General features: G+C 35.4%; 22 protein-coding genes. 13 read left to right on the top strand and 9 right to left on the bottom strand.

Annotation, left to right across the window (positions count from 1 at the left end):
• Nucleotide 1: 1 nt before the first annotated feature.
• The 3 genes from DSM00_RS07120 (at nucleotide 2) to DSM00_RS07110 (ending at nucleotide 2,733) form a co-directional block, all read left to right on the top strand.
• Nucleotides 2-658 (top strand): LON peptidase substrate-binding domain-containing protein, encoded by a 657-nt coding sequence (locus DSM00_RS07120; RefSeq protein ID WP_128757330.1) that lies wholly within the window; start codon nucleotides 2-4, stop codon nucleotides 656-658.
• Nucleotides 659-756: 98 nt separating this feature from the next.
• A complete protein-coding gene (sucC, locus tag DSM00_RS07115; RefSeq protein WP_128757329.1) occupies nucleotides 757-1,953 on the top strand; it encodes an ADP-forming succinate--CoA ligase subunit beta in 1,197 nt (398 codons plus the stop codon).
• Between the two features lie 417 nt (nucleotides 1,954-2,370).
• Nucleotides 2,371-2,733, top strand: a complete 363-nt coding sequence (locus DSM00_RS07110; RefSeq protein WP_128757328.1) for a hypothetical protein — start codon at nucleotides 2,371-2,373, stop codon at nucleotides 2,731-2,733.
• 49 nt (nucleotides 2,734-2,782) lie between these two features.
• Here DSM00_RS07110 and DSM00_RS07105 read toward each other — a convergent pair whose 3' ends face one another.
• The gene (locus DSM00_RS07105) at nucleotides 2,783-3,679 is read right to left on the bottom strand and encodes a site-specific tyrosine recombinase (protein WP_128757327.1); all 897 of its coding nucleotides are present in this window, start codon (nucleotides 3,677-3,679) and stop codon (nucleotides 2,783-2,785) included.
• Between the two features lie 108 nt (nucleotides 3,680-3,787).
• On the opposite strand from DSM00_RS07105, the gene DSM00_RS07100 reads away from it, so the two are divergent.
• The 4 genes from DSM00_RS07100 (at nucleotide 3,788) to DSM00_RS07085 (ending at nucleotide 6,605) form a co-directional block, all read left to right on the top strand.
• Nucleotides 3,788-4,399, top strand: coding sequence for a porin family protein (locus DSM00_RS07100; protein ID WP_128757326.1), 612 nt, complete (start codon nucleotides 3,788-3,790; stop codon nucleotides 4,397-4,399).
• A gap of 339 nt (nucleotides 4,400-4,738) precedes the next feature.
• Nucleotides 4,739-5,341, top strand: a complete 603-nt coding sequence (locus DSM00_RS07095; RefSeq protein ID WP_128757325.1) for a porin family protein — start codon at nucleotides 4,739-4,741, stop codon at nucleotides 5,339-5,341.
• A gap of 97 nt (nucleotides 5,342-5,438) precedes the next feature.
• Nucleotides 5,439-5,864 carry a type II 3-dehydroquinate dehydratase gene (gene aroQ / locus DSM00_RS07090; RefSeq protein ID WP_128757324.1) on the top strand — a complete coding sequence of 142 codons (426 nt, stop codon included), beginning with the start codon at nucleotides 5,439-5,441 and terminating at the stop codon, nucleotides 5,862-5,864.
• 6 nt (nucleotides 5,865-5,870) lie between these two features.
• Nucleotides 5,871-6,605 carry a Dph6-related ATP pyrophosphatase gene (locus DSM00_RS07085; RefSeq protein WP_128757323.1) on the top strand — a complete coding sequence of 245 codons (735 nt, stop codon included), beginning with the start codon at nucleotides 5,871-5,873 and terminating at the stop codon, nucleotides 6,603-6,605.
• A 105-nt stretch (nucleotides 6,606-6,710) separates the two neighbouring features.
• Here DSM00_RS07085 and lpdA read toward each other — a convergent pair whose 3' ends face one another.
• The 5 genes from lpdA to msrB (DSM00_RS07060) all read right to left on the bottom strand — a co-directional run bounded on the left by lpdA (nucleotide 6,711) and on the right by msrB (DSM00_RS07060) (nucleotide 10,324).
• The gene (lpdA, locus tag DSM00_RS07080) at nucleotides 6,711-8,087 is read right to left on the bottom strand and encodes a dihydrolipoyl dehydrogenase (protein ID WP_128757322.1); all 1,377 of its coding nucleotides are present in this window, start codon (nucleotides 8,085-8,087) and stop codon (nucleotides 6,711-6,713) included.
• An 85-nt stretch (nucleotides 8,088-8,172) separates the two neighbouring features.
• Complete coding sequence (locus tag DSM00_RS07075) at nucleotides 8,173-8,742, bottom strand: uracil-DNA glycosylase family protein (RefSeq protein ID WP_128757321.1); 570 nt, start codon at nucleotides 8,740-8,742, stop codon at nucleotides 8,173-8,175.
• 25 nt (nucleotides 8,743-8,767) lie between these two features.
• Nucleotides 8,768-9,283 carry a hypothetical protein gene (locus DSM00_RS07070; protein WP_128757320.1) on the bottom strand — a complete coding sequence of 172 codons (516 nt, stop codon included), beginning with the start codon at nucleotides 9,281-9,283 and terminating at the stop codon, nucleotides 8,768-8,770.
• A 101-nt stretch (nucleotides 9,284-9,384) separates the two neighbouring features.
• Nucleotides 9,385-9,786, bottom strand: a complete 402-nt coding sequence (gene msrB / locus DSM00_RS07065) for a peptide-methionine (R)-S-oxide reductase MsrB (protein ID WP_128757319.1) — start codon at nucleotides 9,784-9,786, stop codon at nucleotides 9,385-9,387.
• 67 nt (nucleotides 9,787-9,853) lie between these two features.
• Nucleotides 9,854-10,324: a peptide-methionine (R)-S-oxide reductase MsrB gene (msrB, locus tag DSM00_RS07060; protein WP_128757318.1), complete on the bottom strand. Its 471-nt coding sequence runs from the start codon at nucleotides 10,322-10,324 to the stop codon at nucleotides 9,854-9,856.
• Nucleotides 10,325-10,506: 182 nt separating this feature from the next.
• Here msrB (DSM00_RS07060) and DSM00_RS07055 point away from each other — a divergent pair, with 182 nt between their 5' ends.
• The 6 genes from DSM00_RS07055 (at nucleotide 10,507) to DSM00_RS07030 (ending at nucleotide 20,827) form a co-directional block, all read left to right on the top strand.
• Nucleotides 10,507-12,441, top strand: a complete 1,935-nt coding sequence (locus DSM00_RS07055) for an alpha-1,4-glucan--maltose-1-phosphate maltosyltransferase (protein ID WP_128757317.1) — start codon at nucleotides 10,507-10,509, stop codon at nucleotides 12,439-12,441.
• 33 nt (nucleotides 12,442-12,474) lie between these two features.
• Nucleotides 12,475-14,112: a phosphotransferase gene (locus DSM00_RS07050; RefSeq protein ID WP_128757316.1), complete on the top strand. Its 1,638-nt coding sequence runs from the start codon at nucleotides 12,475-12,477 to the stop codon at nucleotides 14,110-14,112.
• Nucleotides 14,105-16,027 (top strand): 1,4-alpha-glucan branching protein GlgB, encoded by a 1,923-nt coding sequence (glgB, locus tag DSM00_RS07045; protein WP_128757315.1) that lies wholly within the window; start codon nucleotides 14,105-14,107, stop codon nucleotides 16,025-16,027. The genes DSM00_RS07050 and glgB overlap by 8 nt, the downstream gene beginning before the upstream one ends.
• A 96-nt stretch (nucleotides 16,028-16,123) precedes the next feature.
• Nucleotides 16,124-18,517: a glycoside hydrolase family 31 protein gene (locus DSM00_RS07040; protein WP_128757314.1), complete on the top strand. Its 2,394-nt coding sequence runs from the start codon at nucleotides 16,124-16,126 to the stop codon at nucleotides 18,515-18,517.
• A gap of 86 nt (nucleotides 18,518-18,603) precedes the next feature.
• The gene (locus DSM00_RS07035) at nucleotides 18,604-19,416 is read left to right on the top strand and encodes a M48 family metallopeptidase (protein WP_128757313.1); all 813 of its coding nucleotides are present in this window, start codon (nucleotides 18,604-18,606) and stop codon (nucleotides 19,414-19,416) included.
• Nucleotides 19,417-19,495: 79 nt separating this feature from the next.
• Nucleotides 19,496-20,827, top strand: coding sequence for an MFS transporter (locus DSM00_RS07030; protein ID WP_128757312.1), 1,332 nt, complete (start codon nucleotides 19,496-19,498; stop codon nucleotides 20,825-20,827).
• A 64-nt stretch (nucleotides 20,828-20,891) separates the two neighbouring features.
• Here DSM00_RS07030 and DSM00_RS07025 read toward each other — a convergent pair whose 3' ends face one another.
• The 3 genes from DSM00_RS07025 to DSM00_RS07015 are packed head-to-tail and all read right to left on the bottom strand — an operon-like array spanning nucleotide 20,892 to nucleotide 23,255.
• Complete coding sequence (locus DSM00_RS07025) at nucleotides 20,892-21,620, bottom strand: head GIN domain-containing protein (RefSeq protein WP_128757311.1); 729 nt, start codon at nucleotides 21,618-21,620, stop codon at nucleotides 20,892-20,894.
• Between the two features lie 11 nt (nucleotides 21,621-21,631).
• Nucleotides 21,632-22,735 carry a hypothetical protein gene (locus DSM00_RS07020; protein WP_128757310.1) on the bottom strand — a complete coding sequence of 368 codons (1,104 nt, stop codon included), beginning with the start codon at nucleotides 22,733-22,735 and terminating at the stop codon, nucleotides 21,632-21,634.
• Nucleotides 22,716-23,255 (bottom strand): hypothetical protein, encoded by a 540-nt coding sequence (locus DSM00_RS07015; RefSeq protein ID WP_128757309.1) that lies wholly within the window; start codon nucleotides 23,253-23,255, stop codon nucleotides 22,716-22,718. Before DSM00_RS07015 ends, DSM00_RS07020 begins: the two co-directional genes overlap by 20 nt.

The raw sequence follows: 23,255 nt of genomic DNA, 5'->3' as shown, positions 1-23,255 counted from the left end.
TATGACATCAACATTAGCAATGTTTCCATTGGAGATGGTCGTCTTTCCAGAAGAACGATTGGCTTTACATATTTTTGAAGACAGGTATCAACAACTTGTAAATGACTGCGAACAACACGAGATAACCTTTGGCATACCAGCCTATATTGAGAAAACTCTAGCATATGGTACAGAAGTTAAACTTGTAAAAGTCGATAAAAAATATTCAAGCGGTGCTAGTGATGTGGTTTGTGAGGGTATACGCGTTTTTAAAATTTTAGATTTTCAACCTACTCTTTCAGATAGACTTTACGCTGGTGCAGAAGTACAGTTTCTAGATGATATCAAAAATGGTACGACAAATCAAAAATTGCTATTTATTAAATTAGTTCTACGTCTCTATGAGGCCCTACAAGTAGAAGCGCCAGTATTTCTAGCAGACGAAGTGACCAGTTTTAGTTTTGCGCATAAATTAGGTCTTTCGATAGAGCAGGAGCTAAAGCTTATTAAAATGGAAAAAGAAGCTGATCGTTATATTTATCTAATAGATCATTTATCTGCTACCATACCTATGGTTGAAGAGATAAATCGTACACGCAGACTTATAGAACTCAACGGTCATTTTAAAAACTTTAATCCTTTAGATTTTACAGACTATACACTAGGTGATATAGAATAGTTTATTAAGGTTGAAATCCCAACTATTTTACTAGTAGGGTTTGCCTTAAAATACTTATTTTTGCTCTGCAAAATTCAAATACATAGAAACGCCTGATTATGAATCTACACGAATATCAAGGAAAAGAAATACTAAATAGTTTTGGAGTGCGCATACAGCGCGGTAAAGTTGCAAGTAGTCCGGCGGAAGCTGTTGAAGCTGCAAAAAAACTTACTGAAGAAACAGGTACCGGATGGCATGTAATTAAAGCTCAGGTACACGCCGGTGGTAGAGGAAAAGGTGGTGGTGTAAAACTTGCCAAGAATTTACAAGAAGTAGAAAAAATTGCTGGAGATATTATCGGAATGAATCTGATTACTCCACAAACATCTGCTGAAGGTAAACTGGTACATCAAATTTTAGTTGCTGAAGATGTTTATTATCCTGGAGACAGTGAGCCAGAAGAATATTATATGTCTGTTTTATTAAACAGAGGTACTGGTAAAAATATGATTATGTATTCTACCGAAGGTGGGATGGATATTGAAGAGGTAGCAGAAAAAACGCCACATCTTATATATACTGAAGAAGTAGATCCTGCTGCAGGCTTATTACCTTTTCAGGCAAGACGTATTGCTTTTAACCTTGGTCTAAGTGGAACGGCTTTTAAGGAAATGACAAAATTTGTTACAGCTCTTTATAAAGCATACTCAGATTCAGATTCATCTCTATTTGAAATCAACCCAGTTTTAAAAACAAGTGATGATAAAATTTTAGCTGTTGATGCTAAAGTGTCGTTAGATGATAATGCACTTTACCGTCATAAAGATTATGCAGCTATGCGTGATACTCGTGAAGAAAATCCTGTTGAAGTTGAAGCAAAAGAAGTAGGCCTTAATTACGTAGATCTTGACGGAAACGTAGGATGTATGGTAAATGGAGCTGGTCTTGCAATGGCAACTATGGATTTAATTAAACAAGCTGGTGGTGAACCTGCAAACTTTTTAGATGTAGGTGGTACTGCAGATGCAGAGCGTGTTGAAACTGCATTTAAACTTATTCTTAAAGATCCTAATGTAAAGGCTATTCTTGTAAATATCTTTGGAGGAATCGTTCGTTGTGACCGCGTTGCTCAAGGTATTGTAGATGCTTATAAAAATATGGGAACTATTAACGTGCCTATTATTGTACGTCTTCAAGGAACAAATGCTGATATCGCAAAAGAATTAATAGACAACAGTGGTCTAGACGTTCAAAGTGCAATCCAATTTCAGGAAGCAGCAGATAAAGTACAAAAAGTACTTGCTAATTTATAGTCTTAGTTCAACTAGGATATTTAAAGGCTCTCAATTATGAGAGCCTTTTTTTTTGGAATTTACAGTAGTGAGTAAATTTAATTGCGACACATTACATAAAAGGATATAAATGAAGTTAATAACCTGTTAAAATAGATTGTGGGTGTAACGATTAGAAATTTCAAGCGTCTTTTAAGTATCAATCAATCAATCAATATAAGTATAATAGGTAAATTGAACAAATAAGTTTATCTATGATTTTCGTTTAGTTAGGGGAAAGAGCTCAACCGTTAAGTTGGGCTTTTTCTTTGGAATAAATTTACAGATCGCTGATGATCAGTCACTTGAAAAGTTAAAAATCTGTTAAGTAAATAGACTTAGTGTAACAGTTTTTTAAGCCATTCGTCTTTATAATACATCAATCAAAAATCAAATATTATGAAGACAATTGAAATTTTTATGCTCGCATTTGCGATTTGCAGTTCAGCAATCTTAACAGCCAATCCTGTGGATCCTACAGAACCCACTAGTAAAACTACTAGTAAAGAAGTGAAGGCTTCTATGAATAAGCAATTGTTGGATTTATTGAGTAATTCGCGCTTTAAAGTGGCTCAAGAGACTACTGTAAACATTGCCTTTACTGTAAATTCTGAAAATGAAATTGTAGTGCTTAATGTGAAAACAGATAACGCTGCAATTAAGAATTCAATACAAAATACATTGAATTACAAAGAATTAAAGGCAAAGGCTATTAAGGGGCAAACTTACTTTCTCCCCCTACGATTAGTTGTTACAGACTAATTAGTTGGTTTGTCTTTAAAACCGGTTTTATACCGGTTTTTTTTATGCTTTATTTTCTGGGATGATAGGTATTCATAACTTCTGTGAGATGTGTTCGGTCTAGATGCATATAAATTTCTGTAGTTGTTATGCTTTCGTGTCCCAGCATTAATTGTATGGCCCTTAAATCTGCACCATTTTGTAATAGATGTGTGGCAAATGAATGTCTAAAAGTATGCGGACTAATTGTTTTCTGAATCCCTGCTTTTTTTGTATTCTGTTTTACAATGGTAAATATCATCGCACGTGTTAATTGTGCTCCACGTCTGTTTAAGAATAGTATGTTTTTAAATAGTGGTTTTGGATTTTCATGAATGCGTATTTCATCTCTATATATTTTAATATAGTGTTGGGTGATTGGAGCGATAGGTACAAATCGTTGTTTATCTCCTTTTCCCGTAACTAAAATATATCCTTCTTCAAAAAAGAGATCAGATAATTTGAGATTAAGTAGCTCAGAAACCCGTAATCCGCAACCGTATAAAGTTTCTATAATGGCGCGATTGCGTTCACCTTGAGGCGAACTTAAATCGATGACTTCAATAATAGAATTTACTTCTTCTTCAGATAAGGTGTCTGGTAATTTGCGTCCTACTTTAGGTGATTCGATTAAATCTGTTGGGTTATCCTTGCGGTAATCTTCGAAAACCAAGTAATCAAAAAAACCTTTTAAGCCAGAAATCAATCGGGATTGTGATGTGGCATTAAGATCTTTAGCTGCGTTGTATATAAACTGCTGAATAAGTTCTTGATTAATAGTCACAGGAGAGCATTGAGCACTAGTATCAGCTAGCCAATTTATTAATTTCTGAATATCATATATATAATTAATAATGCTATTTTCTGACAAACCGCGCTCTAATCTTAAATAAGCTTGATAATCTTTTAATGTTTTTTGCCAATTCATCAATAAACAATGTGGTTTTGGGAATATTTTAAAATTTAATTATAACTCCGTTAATAATCTTTGAAACAGATTGAAATTAGCTTTGCTTCAAATCTAAAACTTATAATTATGAAAAAATTATTTATTGCAGCGATACTTTTTGTCTCAGGTTCTACCGCTTTAATGGCGCAAAGCGAATTAGCTTTTGGTATTAAAGGTGGTGTAAACTTTGCTAACTTCACTGGTGATGGGGGAGATGGCTTTGATGATGATAATGCAAGAACATCTTTTAATATTGGTGCTCTTGTAGAAATACCGGTAACAGAAAGATTTGCTATACAACCAGAAGTATTTTACTCTGGACAAGGTTTTGATCTTGTGCAAAGAGATGATGAGCAGGATACAGAATTTCAATTGAACTATATTAATGTTCCTGTATTAGCAAAATTATATCTAGTTAAGGGATTATATGTTGAGGCAGGACCTCAAATAGGATTTCTTGTAGATAGTCAATTAGATGGTCCTAATGGTAGTGTAGATATCGATGAAGATAACTTTAATGATATCGACTTTGGTGGTGCCGTAGGTCTAGGTTACAAATTTGATGGAGGTCTTTATCTTAACGGACGTTATACTCAAGGTTTTTCTGATGTTTACGATAATGGAGACAACGTAGATACAGATGCTCTTGATGCTAAGAACGGCGTTTTTTCTGCATCAATTGGTTTTATCTTTAACTAAAAAATCAAAATATTTAGATTAGAGCACCCCAATGGGGTGCTTTTTTTTTCTACAAATACTAAATCTAACTATTTTTAATTAACATATTTTAACAATTAAAAAATATTTTCAGAAAGAGGCAATAAATTGCAAGATTATAGATTTCAAAGAGTTGCAAGGGTATCATATGAGGAATAATTTGCGGTAAATATGGTAAACAGCAGAAATTCAAAACGTTTAGTTTTAGAATGAAAAGGTATTCCCAATTGGCAATTATTTAGATAATATTAAAGAAGTGTTAGCATTCGTTAACCCTTACAGAATATAGCTTTGCACAGAATTATAAACAACAAACAATTTATGAAAAAGCTAATTTTAATTGCAAGTATTATTGCTTTAGGAACTACTACAGCTAAAGCTCAAGAGTCATTTCAATTTGGAGTAAAAGGTGGTGTTAACTTCGCTAATATTGCTGGAGATGATTCAAACGATCCAGATTCAAGAACAGCATTTTATGCAGGTTTAGTTGCAGAATTTCCTATCGCTGAAAACTTCTCTATACAACCAGAGGTTATTTATTCTGCGCAAGGAGCAACTATCGCTACAATCGATCAGGATAATATTTTTGATATTGATGACAACACAGAATACCAATTAGATTACATTCAAGTACCATTATTAGCTAAAATATACTTAGTAGACGGTCTAAGCTTACAAGCAGGTCCTTCTTTTAACTTCTTAGTTAATGAAGAAATCGATTATGAACCTACAAATAATGGTGGAGATATAAACATTGTTGATGGTGCTAATGATTTTGAATTTGGTACTGCAGCAGGTTTAGAATACAAATTTGACAACGGTCTTTTTATTCAAGGTCGTTACACAAGAGGTTTTACAAAAATTTATGATGATGTAAAAGCTTACAACTACGCTATCCAAGCAGGTGTAGGTTTTGTATTTTAATCATACTAAACAAACCAATCAACCAACTAAAACCTCGCTTCGCGAGGTTTTTTTTTGCTTTGCTTTTAATTTACCTTTACTTACTTAATTTCAAATGATGGAAAAAGAACTTAAAATACTTATCATAAATGGTCCTAACTTAAATCTATTGGGCACACGTGAACCCGGTGTCTATGGGAATCAAAGTTTTGGAGATTATTTTTCTACATTACAATTTCAGTTTAAGGAAACAGAACTTTCTTATTTTCAGTCTAATAGTGAGGGAGATTTAATAACTAAAATTCAACAAGCCGAAGGTGTTTTTGACGGTATTGTTTTAAATGCCGCTGCTTATACACATACTTCAGTAGGTATTGGTGACGCTATTGCTGCTATTTCTGTTCCGGTTGTGGAGGTACATATATCTAATACATTTGCACGTGAGTCCTATCGTCATCACTCGTATATATCAAAGAATGCAGTAGGAATTATTGTAGGTTTTGGTCTTAAAAGTTACGAGTTGGCAATTAAGTCTTTTTTATAATTCAATTTGAAACAGGCTTATTTTAACTGGAGTAGTGGTAAAGATTCTACATTGGCGCTTTATGAGATTTTAAAGCAACAAGAATATACTATTACAAAACTAGTAACGACATTAAACTCTGATGTTGATCGGGTTTCCATGCACGGTCTGAGAGAAACTCTTCTAGATTTACAGGCGGAAAGTTTGGGTTTAACTCTAGAGAAAGTATTTCTTTCAGGAAACGTGAGTATGGCTGAATATTCTAAGATACTAGGAGCTACTACGGAAGCTTTAGCCGCAAAGGGAAATACGCATAGTATTTTCGGAGATATTTTTCTTGAAGATTTAAAAGCATATAGAGAAGAGCAATTAGATCGAGTAGGAATAAAAGCAATTTTTCCACTTTGGAAACGAAACACATTAGAACTTATTCATAGCTTTATAGATCAGGGATTTAAGGCCATTACCGTTTGTGTAAATGCTAAGCATCTCGATAAATCTTTTGTAGGACGAGTTATAGATAAACAATTTATTAAAGATTTGCCAGCAGGTGTTGATCCCTGTGGAGAAAACGGCGAGTTTCACACTTTTGTCTATGATGGGCCTATTTTTAAGACTCCAATTGATTTTAGCATAGGTGAAAAAGTTTTACGCGGTTATGAACCTTCAGAATGTGATGATGATAATTGCTTTTCTGATAATCAAAAATCATGGGATACAAAGTTTTGGTTTTGTGACTTGATACCTACTGAATTGAACTAAGGTCTGAGCTTTATATATTTACTTATATCCTAAATTTAAACAACTAAAAAACCCTGTAAATCAATTGATTTGCAGGGTTTTTTAATTCTAATTATATGGGAATGCCTATAAATGAATCACTTCATCGTAAGCAGCAGCAACAGCTTCCATCACCGCTTCACTCATCGTTGGATGCGGGTGAATAGCTTTCAGTACTTCGTGACCTGTAGTTTCTAATTTACGTCCTAATACAGCTTCAGCAATCATATCGGTAACACCTGCACCTATCATATGGCAGCCTAACCATTCGCCGTATTTAGCATCAAAAATAACTTTTACAAAACCATCTTTGTTACCTGAAGCGCTTGCTTTACCAGATGCTGAGAATGGAAACTTACCTATTTTAAGTTCGTATCCAGCTTCTTTAGCTTGTTTTTCAGTCATACCTACAGATGCAATCTCAGGTGATGCGTATGTACATCCAGGAATGTTTCCGTAGTCTAATTTTTCAACATGCATTCCTGCAATCTTCTCCACACAAAGTATTCCTTCTGCAGAAGCTACGTGAGCCAAGGCTGGTCCAGGAGTAATATCACCTATTGCATAATAACCCGGCATATTTGTTTGATACCAGTCATTTACAATAACTTTATCTTTATCTGTAATAATACCTACATCTTCAAGGCCTATACCTTCAATATTGGTTTTAATACCTACTGCAGAAAGAATGATATCTGCTTGTAGTTTTTCTTCTCCTTTAGCTGTTTTTACAGTTGCAACAACGCCTTCACCAGAAGTATCAACAGACTCTACAGATGAGTTTGTCATTATTTTAATACCGGTTTTCTTAAGGCTGCGTTCAAATTGTTTAGATACTTCTTCATCTTCAACAGGAACGATATTTGGCATAAACTCAACTATAGTTACCTCAGTCCCCATAGCGTTGTAAAAACTTCCGAACTCACAACCTATAGCACCAGATCCTACAACGATCATGCTCTTTGGTTGCTCTTTTAAAGTCATAGCTTCACGATATCCTATTACTTTTTTACCATCTTGAGGTAAACTAGGTAATTCACGTGAGCGAGCACCAGTAGCGATAATAATATTATCAGCACTATACTCAGTACCATCAACGTCTATTTTTTTACCTGGTTTTAGTTTTCCAAAACCGTTAATAACGTCAATTTTATTTTTCTTCATTAAGAATTGAACACCTTTGCTCATTCCTTCTGCAACACCGCGGCTACGTTTTACTACGGCATCAAAATCTTTATCTGCACCTTCTACTTTAAGACCGTAGTCTTCAGCATGTTTAAGATATTCAAAAACCTGGGCACTTTTTAAAAGGGCTTTAGTAGGGATACAGCCCCAGTTTAAGCACACACCTCCAAGGCTTTCTTTTTCTACAATAGCGGTTTTAAAACCTAATTGTGAAGCACGAATAGCTGTAACATAACCACCGGGTCCACTTCCTAAGACAATAATATCGTATTTACTCATAGTTATCAGTGAAATTTGAAGCGACAAATTTACACATAAAAAGCCTAAAAAACGAACCGGAACTTCTCTGGATTTACGCGTTGTTTTATAGCTGCAGTCGGCGCTTAATTTCGAGTTGTAAGTGTGGGATTACATCGGTTAAAAACCATTTGTTTTTATTAATCCAGAAATGGTTAACAGGCGAGGGGTGAGGTAGTACAAAATAATTAGGCAGGTAGCTTTCAAAATTCTGAATACGCTTTGTAAGTGTAAGCTTGTCTTGTAAATAATAGCTTTGTGCGTGGTTACCTATTAAAATATAAAGTGGATTTTCATCAAATTTTTCTACAACCTGCTGATGCCATAGTGGAGCACACTCGGGTCTGGGAGGCAAATCACCGGTTTTACTCTTTCCTGGAAAACAAAAGCCTAAAGGCAGAATGGCAAAATTATCTGCATTGTAGAAAAGTTCTTCGTCAACATCTAACCATTCGCGAAGACGTCGCCCGCTGGGATCATCCCAGGCAATAGATTTCTCGTGAGCGATTCTTCCTGGCGCCTGACTTGCTAAGATTATTTTACTTTTTGGCGAAGCCGAAATGATGGGGTTGGCACCTAAAGGCAAAAAAGGCTTACAAACGGTACAATTGCGTATTTCCGTGAGTAAGCCTTTCATAAAATTTATTTTTAACCTTTAAACCTTAATCTAAGGTTTGTATGTCCGACTCTTGAATATCCAGAGCAGACATTAATGAATTATAATTTGCAAAATCAGCTTGATCAAAACTACCTACTAAATCAGCTGGGATTATAGCAATACGTATTTGTACATTAGTTGTACTGGCAGCATCAAGACCACTTATGTCACTATCTCCAATAATTTGCATTTCAACGGTATCAAAGTCGTGATCAAATACATATTGAAATTCTCCTTGATCATCAAAAATACTTGTTGGCATATTAGTAAATACCCCATCGTTATTTAAGGAAATATACGCTAGATAAACATCACCCGGTTCTGAACCATCAAACGTGAAAAGTTGAGAAACCCAGATGTTACCGTCTGCGTTATATGTATAATCTGCTCTATCTTCAAACACTGTCGGTTTTGGAGCGTCTAGTCCGTCTAATCCATCAATACCATCCCTTCCGTCAGAACCTGAACAAGATGTAAGAATTAGTGTAAAAAGGCTAAGTACTAAAGTTATTTTTTTCATATCTATATAATTTAATTTGATTGTCTCTTACTGAAGTATCAAGAGTTGTTCCAAAAAAATAAATCTGCTGGTGCTTAATTCATTTATTGGGAATATCTCTATTAATTATTTTTTTCAAAATCTACTGAAGCACTGTTTACGCAGTAGCGTTGACCGGTCTCTGTAGGGCCATCATCAAATACGTGGCCTAAGTGACTTCCGCAGTTGGCACATAAGATTTCAGTACGCATCATTCCTAATGTGGTATCCCGTACATATTCTACGGCACCTTCTATAGATTCATCAAAACTTGGCCAGCCGCAGCCACTTTCAAATTTACTGTTGGCCTCGAATAGTTTTGCATCGCAAGCGCCACAATGATAGCTACCGTTTTTGTCAAAATGCAAATTGTATTTGCCGGTGTGTGGTCTTTCGGTACCTTTTTGGCGCAGAACATAATAGCGTTCTGGTCCTAATTGTTCTTTCCATTCGGCTTCTGTTTTCTGTATCGGGTATTCTTTCATAAAAAATCTTATTTATTAATTTCCGCTAGGGCAGAAATTCTAATAGGTACGTTATTGATAGTTTTGATTATTTAGCAGCTATAAATTTTAAAGCATCACCATTAATACAATGGCGCTTTCCTGTAGGTTTGGGTCCATCATTAAAAACATGCCCAAGATGACCCCCGCAGGTTGCGCAATGTTCTTCACTTCGAGTATAACCTAACTTCTGGTCTGTAGAAAATGCTACATTACCTTTAATGTAATCGTAAAACGAAGGCCAGCCTGTGCCGCTGTCAAACTTCGTACTGCTCTTAAAAACCGGAGTTTCACAAGCTGCACATACATATGTACCTTCTTCCTTAATAGATAATAATTCACTACTAAAGGGGCGTTCGGTACCTTCTTCTCTTAGAATATAAAACTGCTCTGATGTCAGCGTTGCTTTCCATTCAGATTCAGATTTATTAATTTCAAATGTTTCTTTTTTTTCTTTTTGTGCCGTGCCCTTGCAAGCACCTAATGATATAAGTAGGCAGGCTAGTACTAATTTTTTCATAGAACAAATTTTATATAAAATTACTTAAAGCTGATTCGCTGTAAGCTTCTTAAAGTTTTATTTAACAAAAAGTGCTTACCAAGCATCTGTTTTTGTTAATGACTTGTCAAATTACTATTTTACGTAGGCTACTAATTAAATAGTGCTAATTTTATGTATCAACTTTTTAAAAATATTCAATCTTGACACGAGAACGTATCGTAATCCAAAATATAGAGCCCCAGTTAGATGGTGGTGACTTTTTTATTAAAAGAATTGTAGGAGAGATCATAGAGATTAAAGCAGATGTATTTGGTGATGGACACGATGTGATACAGGCTGAAATATGTTTTAAATCTGAAAAAGATTCTGACTGGTCTACCGTGCGCTTGACTTCTCATCCTAATGATGTTTACACGGGTGCGTTTTACGTAGAGCAGCAAGGTTTTTATGAATACAAAATTAAAGGGTGGATAGATCACGCTTTAAATTGGCAGCACGGTATAGAAGCTAAGTTGAAAGATGGTCAACATGTAAAAAGCGAATTGTTAGACGGGATACAATACCTAAAGGCAATTACTAAACAGCTGGATAAAGAAGGGAAGAAATACCTGAAGAATGCCATTGAAGTATTTGCTGATGAATCTCGTTATAATGAAGCAATTGAACTAGCTGTTTCAGGAGATTTACACAAGATTTTTACAGATCATCCTACCAGATTGTTTGCTAAAGATAGTAAAGTATTACGGGTTTATGTAGATCGTAAAAAAGCAGGTTTTAGCACGTGGTATGAGTTTTTCCCGAGATCAGCCAGTGAAGAACCCGGCAAGCACGGCACTTTTAAAGATTGCGAGAGACTTTTGCCTCGTGTAGCTGCGATGGGTTTTGATACACTTTATTTTCCGCCTATTCATCCCATAGGTGAGGTAAACCGAAAAGGAAAAAATAATGCGGTTACTGCTCAAGATGGAGATACTGGTGTGCCGTGGGGTATAGGTTCAAAACTAGGAGGTCACAAATCTATTCACCCTGAATTAGGGAAAGAAAAAGATTTTAAGCGTCTGGTAAAAGAAGCAAATAAACTAGGGATTGAGATAGCAATGGATCTTGCGTTTCAGGCAGCACCCGATCATCCTTATTTAAAAAAGCATCCTAAATGGTTTAAGAAACGCCCGGATGGCACCATGCAATATGCTGAAAACCCACCAAAAAAATACCAAGATATTGTAAACTTCAATTGGGAGTCTGAAGATTATCAAGGGCTGTGGGATGAATTGCTAAGCGTAGCTTTTCATTGGATAGATTTTGGAGTTAAAATTTTTAGAGTAGATAATCCGCATACAAAGCCATTTTACTTTTGGAATTGGTTTATTTCTGAAATAAAAAAGAAGCATCCAGATGTTTTATTTCTGGCAGAAGCATTCTCGCGGCCTAAAATTATGCAGCAACTTGCAAAAGAGGGGTACACACAATCTTATACTTATTTCACTTGGAGAACCAGTAAGCACGAATTAACTGAGTATATGACCGAGCTCACTCAAACCAATCAAAAGGAATATTACCGTCCTAATTTTTGGCCAAACACTCCAGATATCAATCCGTATCACTTACAAGGAGCTAACGAAGCGCAGCACCTCATACGATATGCTTTGGCTGCAACGATGAGTAGTAATATAGGCTTATATGGGCCTGTTTTCGAATTTATGGTTTCTGATGCGGTGCCCGGGAAAGAGGAATATTACAATTCTGAGAAGTATCAAATTCAGCATTGGGATTGGAATATAGATAATAAGCTGATACGCCTTATTACAATGATAAACCGAGTGCGTAAAGAGCAACCAGCCTTACAACAAACAACCAATATTAGATTTTGTGATATTGGTAACGAGGGTCTAATCGCTTATTACAAATGGGATCAGCATATGAACAATGAATTATTAATCATTGTTAGTCTTGATCCGTATTACAAACAAGCAGCAAGAGTACGATTGCCTTATGAATTGATGCAGCACAATCCAGGAAGCCATATTCGCGTAGAAGATCTTATAACAGCTAATACGTACGATTGGGCAGAAGAGTGGAATTATGTTGAGCTACATCCAACGCTACCTTTTCATATTTTCAAAATATCCAGATAAGATAAAAACTAACTAACTAATTCGATTTCTAAAATGAGTAATGATAGCTATGGTGATGGACAGTTTGAGGTGCATTATGACACCGATTGGAAAAACTTATTAGAAGAAGAACGTTTTAGAAGAGAATTGTGTGAGAATATTTTAGAGTCTTACATACTCAATCAACGCTGGTATGGAGGAAAGGCAAGTGCCTTGAAGTATATAGAAATTATAGATGATTTTCCTATCGAGCGTGAAAATGATTTATTCTATGGCATTGTACTTGAAGTAAATTACAAAGAAGCTTTTGTACAAAACTACTTTTTACCTATTGCCTTTGTTACAGATGGCAGTTTAATTGGCGATAAATACATAACTCCCATAAAATTAAATGGCATATCAGGATTTCTTGTAGATGCGTTATTACTGGAGTCATTTAGAAAGCAAATTTTTGAAAAAATTCTGGAGGGTGATAAATTTAAATATAAGGAAGTAGCTTACCGCCGGGGCCGCACAAATGATGCAAAAGGATATGAGAGCAGTAGATTAATGGGTGTTGAACAAAGTAATACTTCCATAATTTATAATGAGAAATACATTCTGAAAATATTTAGAAGAGTTTATGTAGATGAAAACCCGGATTATGAGATAAGTAAATACCTTACTATGAAAGGTATTTTTACCAATACTCCTAAATATCTAGGGAGTATCACTTTGCGATTTAGTAACAAAAATGTAATTACTTTAGGCTTACTTCAGGCTTTAGTACCTAATCAAGGTGATGCCTGGGAGTATTTTACAAACGAACTGAAGGGGATTTTTGATGAAATTTCTAAGCAACATCCAGATGTACATACACTCAAATCTACCCGATATCTTGAGCAATTAGAATTAAGTAAAATTCCAAATAATATTCTTGCCTGGTGTCCTAAATTATTTTTTGAAGATGTTGCTCAGATTGCTACGCGTACTGCACAAATGCATATAGCTCTTGGTTCAGAACGCTCAAATACAGCATTCACTCCGCAAGCTTTTGGCAATGATTATACGGTTTGGCTTAAAAATCGACTTATATATCAGTTTGAAAACCGAATTAATCTGGTTGAAAATAATATTTACAAACTGCACGGTCTCGCCTTAGAACTGGCAGAGGAACTTTTGAAAAATAAAAAAATAATACGAAAGCAATTGCTTGACTTCGATGAGGATAAATTAAAAAGCGAGCGCTTGCGTATACACGGAGATTATCATTTAGGTCAAATTTTGGTACAGGATCACGATTTTTATATAATTGATTTTGAAGGTGAACCAGAAAGTACTATTAGAGATCGTAAAGTAAAACAACCACCTATAAAAGATATTGCGGGTATTTTTAGATCATTTAATTATGCTATTTATGCTACAATTTTTAATAATGAATCTGAATTTAATTACAGTCAGGAGGAGCTTTTCAAAATTGCAGAAGTCTTATATAGTCATATAGTCGGCGTCTTTTTACATACCTATATAAACGAGGTGCAGGTAGCTAATTTAAACATAGGCTATATCAAGGAAATCGAATTTTTATTACAATATTGTCTACTTGAAAAAGCGGTATATGAACTCGGTTATGAGTTAAATGCAAGACCTACCTGGGCAATAATTCCTCTTAAAGGAATTTCAAATATACTTAATCAACAAAATTATGAGTAACGTACGCGTATACAGTCGGTTTTCTGACTTCGATATAGATTTATTTAAGGCTGGTAAGCATTTTAGACTCTATGAAAAACTAGGCTCACATCCAATGACAGTAGATGGAGAAGAAGGAACCTATTTTGCGGTTTGGGCACCAAGTGCTAAAACCGTATCTGTAGTAGGTGATTTCAACTTTTGGATTGAAGGTGATCATCGATTAAATGTACGTTGGGACGGCAGTGGCATTTGGGAAGGATTTATTCCAGGCGTATCAGCGGGAACAATTTATAAGTATAAAATTCAATCTTCAAATAACAATGCAAAGTTAGAAAAAGCCGATCCTTTTGCACGCAGAGCAGAGCATCCTCCTAAAACGGCATCTGTAGTTTATGAGGCCGATTATAAATGGAAGGATAAAAAATGGATGAAAAGCAGAATTTCAAAAAATGCCTTAGATGCTCCTTATTCAGTATATGAAGTTCATTTGAGTTCGTGGCGTAAAACTGGTGAAGAAAATCGAAGTTTGAGCTATACAGAAATGGCTGATGATCTGGTGAATTACGTTAAGGATATGCAATTTACTCACGTTGAGTTTATGCCTATTATGGAATATCCTTATGATCCAAGTTGGGGATATCAACTTACTGGATATTTTGCACCTACCTCTCGTTTTGGGTATCCCGAAGAATTTAAACTGCTTATCGATAAATTTCATCAAGCTGGTATTGGAGTGATTTTAGATTGGGTTCCTTCTCATTTTCCAGAGGATCCGCACGGGCTGGGTAACTTTGACGGATCTCATTTGTATGAGCATCCAGATCCTCGAAAAGGATGGCATCCAGATTGGAAATCGCACATATTTAATTACGGCCGCAATGAGGTTAGAGCCTTTTTAATAAGTAATGCTTTGTTTTGGTTAGATCAATATCATATTGATGGTTTGCGTGTTGATGCCGTAGCCTCAATGTTATATTTGGATTATTCTAGAGAAGAAGGAGAATGGGAGCCAAATGAATTTGGAGGAAATCAAAACTTAGATGCAGTTTCTTTCTTTAAGGAACTGAATATTTCAGTGTATGATAATTATCCTGATGTTCAAACCATTGCAGAGGAATCAACTAATTATGCAGGCGTTTCTAAACCGGTTTTTGATGGTGGATTAGGCTTTGGGATGAAATGGATGATGGGGTGGATGCACGATACCCTTGAATACTTTAAAAAGGATTCTGCATTCAGAAAATTTCATCAACAGGATATTACCTTTAGTTTGACATACGCCTTTACAGAGAATTTTATGCTTCCCTTATCCCACGATGAGGTGGTATATGGTAAAAAGTCATTATTAGATAGAATGCCCGGTACCGAATGGCAGCGCTTTGCAAATTTGAGGCTTATGTTTGGATATATGTTTACACATCCCGGTGCAAAATTGATTTTTCAGGGTGGTGAGTTTGCGCAGAGCAAAGAATGGAATTTTCAACAAAGCTTAGATTGGCATTTATTAGAATATGAATTTCATACTGGGATTCAAAACTGTATTCGGGATTTAAATAAATTATATAAAAATTATCCTGCATTGTATGAGAAACAGTTTGATCATTCTGGCTTTGAATGGTTAGAATGGAACGATAGTGAAAACAGTGTACTTACCTATATGCGTAAAGGCGAAAAACCTAAAGAAACCTTGGTAGTTATCTGTAATTTCACCCCGGTTCCAAGAGAAAATTACCGAATTGGTGTACCTTCAGAAATATTTAAATCAAACAAGCAGCTTAGCGAGATATTTAATAGTAATGCAAGTAATTATGGTGGTAGCGGCGATTATATAAGTGATGTTATTACAGTATCTAATACATCCTGGAATGGTAGAGAAAATTCTATTGAAGTGAATCTCGCCCCGCTAGCAGTAATGGTTTTTGCCCTTAAATAAATTTTGAGTAATTATATATTAGAGTGATATATAATTAACAAAATGTATACTAAACCCTTACTTTAGTAAGGCTAAATAAATTCGTACAGCGCGGTTATGATCATTAACTCAGAATTAGAACAAAGAGGGAATCAATTTCCTAATGATATAAAGGAGGTTCGTCAAGAGGTAGATACTATATATTTTACGACTTTAAATGAGGTAGTACTTCAACTTACTGTAATTCGTGATAGTGTAATACGCTTTAGATATGGAACTCGCGGAATTTTAGAAGATGACTTTTCTTACGCGATTGATACTGATAGTTATACGGGCTATAATCATCTAGAACTCACCGAAAACAAAAACTATCATATCGTTACTACTGCTAAGCTTATTATCAAGATTGAAAAGATAAGTTTACAGACAAAAATACTTGATAAAGAAGGCCATTTAATAAATGAAGATGAGATTGGGTTTCATTATGAAGAAAGCTTTACGCTAGGCGGAAATATCGTCAAAATGGGTAAACGGGCGCATCCTGGTGAGACATTTTTTGGATTAGGAGATAAACCGGTACATCTCAATTTACGAGGTAAAAAATTTACTAACTGGGCAACAGATTCTTATGCCTTCGGAAAAGATACAGATCCTATTTACAAATCGGTACCATTCTACATTGGGTTAAAGGAAAAAAAGGCTTACGGAATTTTTTTTGATAATAGCTTTAAAACCAATTTCGACTTTTGTCAAGAACGTCTTGATGTGACAAGTTTTTGGGCTCCTGGTGGTGAGATGAATTATTACTTTTTTTATGGTCCTAGCATGAGCGATGTGGTAGCAAACTACACGCACCTTACCGGAAAACCAGATTTACCACCATTATGGAGTTTAGGTTTTCAACAGTGTAAATGGAGCTACTTTCCGGAGAGTACAGTAAAAGCTTTGGCACAAAAATTTAGAGATTTGCGAATTCCGTGTGATGGTATCTATTTGGATATCGATTATATGGAAGGCTTTCGATGCTTTACCTGGAATAAAGAATATTTTCCAGATCCTAAGCGCATGATTGGAGAGCTTGAAGCAGACGGTTTTAAAACAATTGTAATAATTGATCCAGGGATTAAAATTGACCCTGACTATTGGGTATATCAGGAAGGCTTAGAAAACGATTATTTCTGTAAACGCGCAGACGGACCCTATATGGTTGGGAAAGTTTGGCCGGGAGAATGTGCTTTTCCAGATTTTACTAATCCTGAAGTTAGGGATTGGTGGGCAGGACTCTTTAAAGATATTGTAGGAGATATAGGGGTTCGTGGTGTATGGAATGACATGAACGAACCGGCAGTTATGGAAGTTCCCGGTAAGACATTTCCTGATGATGTAAGGCACGATTATGATGGTCATCCTTGCAGTCATCGAAAAGCACATAACGTGTATGGAACTCAAATGGCCCGGGCCACTTATGAAGGTGTTAAAAAATATGTATATCCTAAAAGGCCACTTGTAATCACACGCTCTGCATACAGTGGGGCACAACGTTATACTAGTTCATGGACCGGTGATAATGTTGCTACCTGGGAACATCTATGGATTGCAAACAACCAAGTACAGCGGATGTGTTTATCAGGGATGTCATTTACTGGTACAGATATAGGTGGGTTTGCAGAACAGCCTACTGGCGAGTTGTTTGCAAGATGGATTCAGCTTGGTGTTTTTCATCCATTTTGCAGAGTACATTCTTCTGGGCATCATGGTGATCAAGAACCTTGGGCTTTTGGAGATGAAATTACAAATATCACCCGCGCATTTATTGAAATGCGTTATACATTTTTACCCTACCTATATACGATGTTTTATGAGTATTCTACAAAAGGAATACCTATGATAAAGCCACTAGTATATTATGATCAGGAAGATCCTCATACAAATTACCGTACAGACGAATTTATCTTTGGAAATTGTATACTGGTTTGCCCTATTCTCGAGCCTAATTCTAAGGGAAGACGTATGTACTTGGCACGAGGAACGTGGTATAACTTCTGGGATAACTCGATAATCGAAGGAGGTCGTGAATTATGGGTCGATGCAGATCTAGATCGTATTCCCATGTTTGTAAAAGAAGGTGCAATTATACCTAGATATCCTGTTCAGCAATATGTAGAAGAAAAAGTTATTACCGAGCTTAAGTTAGACGTGTATTTCAAGATAGGTAAAGAAGCTTCTCAGGTTTATGAAGATGGTAATGATGGGTATGACTACAAGAAGGGAAGATATAGTTTACGCAATTTTAATCTTACGGGTAAAGAGGGTGAACTTACTATTCAACAACATAAATCAGGAACATATGATACTTCTTACGACACTATTAAATTGAATCTGATTGGGTTGTCTTTTGAAATTAAAACAATTACAGTAGACAATGTAGAATATGATTTAAACATCCTGGAAAATGATGGTAAGTGCCTGAAACTTAGTAAGAATTTTGCCGTTGTAAATCTTATGGGTTAGCGTCTGATCTGCTAAAGTTTAGCTAATATGTTAAAAGGCAAAGTTGATAATTTGTAACTTTCGGCCACTAATCAAATACTATATAGATGAAATCAAGATCAATACTTTTGGCACTTGTTACGGTACTACTTGTAGTTAGCTGTAAAACAAGTCCATTTACAGGTAAGCAAACGCTTAACAGATATGATAACTCTACTTTATTTCCAATGGCATTTCAGCAATATGATGCTTTTTTAAAGGAAAATAAGGTGGTGAGTAATACTTCTGAAGCACAAATGGTTCAGCGAGTAGGCTCCAACATTGCAAAAGCGGCAGAGCGTTATATGACAGCTTTGGGATATCCTAATTACTTAGATGATTACCGTTGGGAATATAATCTGGTTCAAGACGAAGCGATTAATGCATTTTGTATGCCAGGAGGTAAAATTGTAGTATATACAGGAATTCTACCAGTTGCTCAGGACGAGGCTGGTTTAGCAATGATATTAGGACATGAACTTGCACACGCTTTAGCTAATCACGGTGGTCAACGTATGACTGCTGGGGAAGCTCAATCTGTAGTAGGAGCAGTTGGTGGACTAGCATTAGGTGATTCAAAATCTGGTCAATTGTTTAATCAATATTACGGAACGGCCAGTAATATCGTTGGGATCTTACCATTTAGTAGAAGTCACGAGTCTGAAGCAGATGAAATAGGAACGATCATTGCTGCAATTGCTGGCTATGACCCTTACGAAGCTCCAAAATTATGGGAGCGTATGAAGGCGCAAGGAAGTTCTGGAACTCCAGAAATTTTAAGTACACACCCATCACCAGATACACGTATTCAAGCATTAACTACTATAGCTCCCAGAGCTGCAGCAGAAGCAAAAAAGTTTGGAGTAACTTCGTTTAAATAGTTAACCAAAAAATAAATAAGAAAAGCCGCTCTATTAGAGCGGCTTTCTTAATTTAGAGCCCTTAACAACCTACACTTATATGGAATCATTACCTAAGGGAAATAAAAAATTACTGAATGCCTGGGCTTTTTATGATTGGGCAAATTCGGTTTACAGTCTAGTTATTGCCTCAGCTGTTTTTCCTATATTTTATGGTGCATTAACCCTTACTAAAGATCAAGATGGAAAAATACTCGATGATACAGTAACCTTTCTAGGAATTGATTTTAATAACGATACGCTTATAAGTTATGTGACAGCTGCTGCCTTTTTAGTAGTTTCTATCTTAAGTCCGTTGTTGAGTGGTATAGCAGATTATATAGGCAACAAAAAGAGTTTTATGAAATTCTTTTGTTATCTAGGAGCATTATCTTGTATAGGTCTGTTCTGGTTTAATATGGAACATTTATGGTTTGGTTTACTCTGTTATTTTTTAGCTTTAATAGGATTTTGGTCAAGTTTAGTTTTTTATAATTCGTATTTACCAGATATCGCTTTTCCTGACCAACAGGATAAGATAAGTGCAAAAGGATATTCTTTAGGATATATAGGAAGTGTGATTTTACTAATTCTATGTCTGGCTATGATTCTAATGTATGAAACATTTGGATTTGAAGATGAAGGGCTTCCCACACGATTATCGTTTATACTTACAGGTGTCTGGTGGATAGGTTTTAGCCAGTATACCTATTATCATTTGCCTAAGGGAGCCAAGAAGCAAAAATTCAGCAAGAATGTGCTTTTTAATGGTTTTAGAGAATTAAAAAAAATATGGAAAAGACTTAAGTCTGATAAACCTATGCGTACGTATTTGACCGCATTTTTTGTCTATAGTATGGCTGTACAAACAATTATGCTGGTTGCGACTTATTTTGGAATTGAAGAGTTAGATTGGGGAACAACAAATAGTACAACAGGACTTATCGTTAGCATCTTATTAATTCAGCTTGTTGCCGTTTTGGGCGCTTGGCTTACTTCAAAAGCTTCAGCCAGATTTGGAAATATTCAAACTCTAATTATAATTAATTGTATTTGGATTGGTATTTGTATTTATGCTTATACCATTACAACGCCTTTTGAATTTTATTTTACAGCAGCCTTTGTAGGATTGGTAATGGGAGGGATACAATCCCTGTCGCGTTCTACATATTCAAAATTAATTCCAGAAGGAGAAACTGATACCGCTTCGTATTTCAGTTTTTATGATGTTTCTGAAAAAATAGGGATTGTAATAGGTATGTTGAGTTACGGGTTTGTGGCTCAAATTACCGGCAGTATACGATATGCTATTTTATTTTTTATTGTGTTTTTTATTGCCGGAGTAATTTTATTATTGCTTGTACCCCGAAAACGAATTAAATATGAAAATTAAAACCAAAAGGCTGCTCATAAAGCAGCCTTTTGGTTTATAAAGAAGTATAGTGAAAGTTTTTGGATTAATTTCTGATGCTTCCTGAACCTACTACTTTTTTGTTAATATCGATAGGCTTACCTGAATATTGAATATCCCCGGAACCTGCCACACTTGCCTTCAAATTCCCTCCATCACAGTTTAAACTAATATCTCCAGAACCGGCAACACTAGCCTCTGCATCTACACTGTTTAAGTCTGAAGCGTCGATATCACCACTGCCCGCTACTTTAAGGCTAACTTTTTGTGTTTTACCTATTAGTGTAAGGTCTCCTGAACCCGCCAGTGAACCGTTAATTTCTTTAGCTTTAATTTCTAATACCATATCTCCACTTCCCGCTACCGAGCAGTAAAATACATCTGCTTCAATAGCATCTTTACTTATTATATCGCCAGAACCGGCCATACTAACCTTAGAAATATCTTCAAAGGGGATGGTAATTGTAATGTTTTTATTTCTAGAAGTATTTAGATTGTATCCCTCTCTGGTGTATATTTTCAACTTATCACCTTTAACTTCAGTGATTATATAGTCTAGTAAATTGTTTTCAGCTTCGACCTTAAGTTTTCCTTCTTTGCCAGATACCAAAAATATATCAAATGAGCCCGCGACATTTATCTCATCATAGTCTCCAAGATCCCGGTTATCTGTAACCAGATTTCCATTTCCCTGAATTTTCTTACTACCCCAAAATTGTGCGTTAGAAACTGTAGTTACCAGTAAAATTACCGTTAGTGTTATTAATTTTTTCATTTTTTCTAATATTAGTTTACTTTATAAAAACTTACTCCGCCGTATTCCGAATTTATAACGAGCGAATTTTTTGATGAAGAACTTCCGTAATAGCCTTCGTAATATTTATCTGTTGTTTCAACTTGTTTTTTGGTAAACTCAAAAGAATCTTCTCCATTAAGACTAGCATAGTCTAGTTTAATAGTAAATTTAAAAGACGTGTTAGCATTGTAACCAATTTTTACACCGGCATATTCGGTATTAATACGTACGTTTTCTGAGTTTGCCGTCAACTCTTCAATTTTCAAAGAACCATAATCCATATTTAGATCAAGAGCGCCATTAATTTTACCTAAGCGTACGCTTAGATAATCAGAATTACCTGTAACTGTTCCCACTGTTCGCGCATTTATGCTTCCGTAATCGCAGGTATATTTTAAATTTTTGATTGCTCCAAAACTCGATTTTGTGTAATCTGCATCAAGAACAATTTTATCTGCTTTTTCAAGAGTGAAAGAGCTGTAGTCAGCATTTATTTTGCCGCTTCTTATATATGCAATCGTAGAATTATTAGTATAATCAAAACTTAAAATATTATTATCACCCAGTAGTTCACCAATGTCTAAATGACCATAATCACACGAAATCTTAGCCTGACCTTTGAGTCTGTTTAAGGATATTCCACCATAATCATTAGTGAGATCTGCATTGTTAGTAACCGGCATTTTGATTTTGTAATTAATCTCCATATTCACGTTGTTTGATCCCGATATCCAGGAACTCCACCACGAACTATTGCTGTCTGAGATTTCTGTATATGCGGAAACCATACTTGCATCTGCATTGAACTTTACATCGATCTCATTTAATTTTTTAATTACTTTATCTTCGTCATTGCCATTGGTTTTAACGGTAACCTCTAAAACTATGCGATTCTCCTCCCAGGTAACCACATCTACGTTACCATAACTATTATTCACTTTTAATAATGCATCTGAATTAACATTATACTGTTTAGTGATTTTTTTCTCTTTAGAATATCTACCATTATATTTTTTAGGATCTGTAGTATTTGCAAACGTAGTGATAGCGGTAAGTAGAAAAAGGAATAAAATTTTATAGTAACTTGTTTTCATAGTCTGTGTTTTTGATTGAATTAATGTCTTCTAGAACAGTGTTCAAAAGATTTATACGTGCTTGAAAATTGGTGATCATCGCATAAATAACCCGTTTATCTTCTCCACTTTTTGCTAAGTCGGCCGTTAATTTGTCATATTCGATTTCAAGGGTTTTCAGTTGTTTTAATGCATCATTTACAAGCTTCTGAGTCTCAGGGGTTCTTGCTTCATTGATGTTGTATAATTCTTCTTCAATAGCTTTAGTAAAAAAGTCTTGAGTTTTTGCCATTTCTGGAGAAACTGCTGCCAGATCAACATTGCTTTTTGATGTAAAGGTGTTGAAACCAGCAAAGACTATGATTAAAACTGCCGCTGCTGCAGCAAAGGGTTTCCACCAATTGAATCCTAATCTGGTAGTTTGTTTTTCATTATGCTGCTGAAGTTTGGTAATAAATCGTGCCTCGTGATCATTAAGTGGCTCCGCAATATCAAAGCAATTGCGCTGCTTCTCAAACCAGGTGTCTATATTATTTTTCAT

Origin of the sequence: Leeuwenhoekiella aequorea (assembly GCF_004104375.1) — a bacterium.
Classification (GTDB): Bacteria; Bacteroidota; Bacteroidia; order Flavobacteriales; family Flavobacteriaceae; genus Leeuwenhoekiella; species Leeuwenhoekiella aequorea.
The sequence above is the reverse complement of the archived record's forward strand: the minus strand, read 5'-3'. Positions and strand labels throughout refer to the sequence as shown.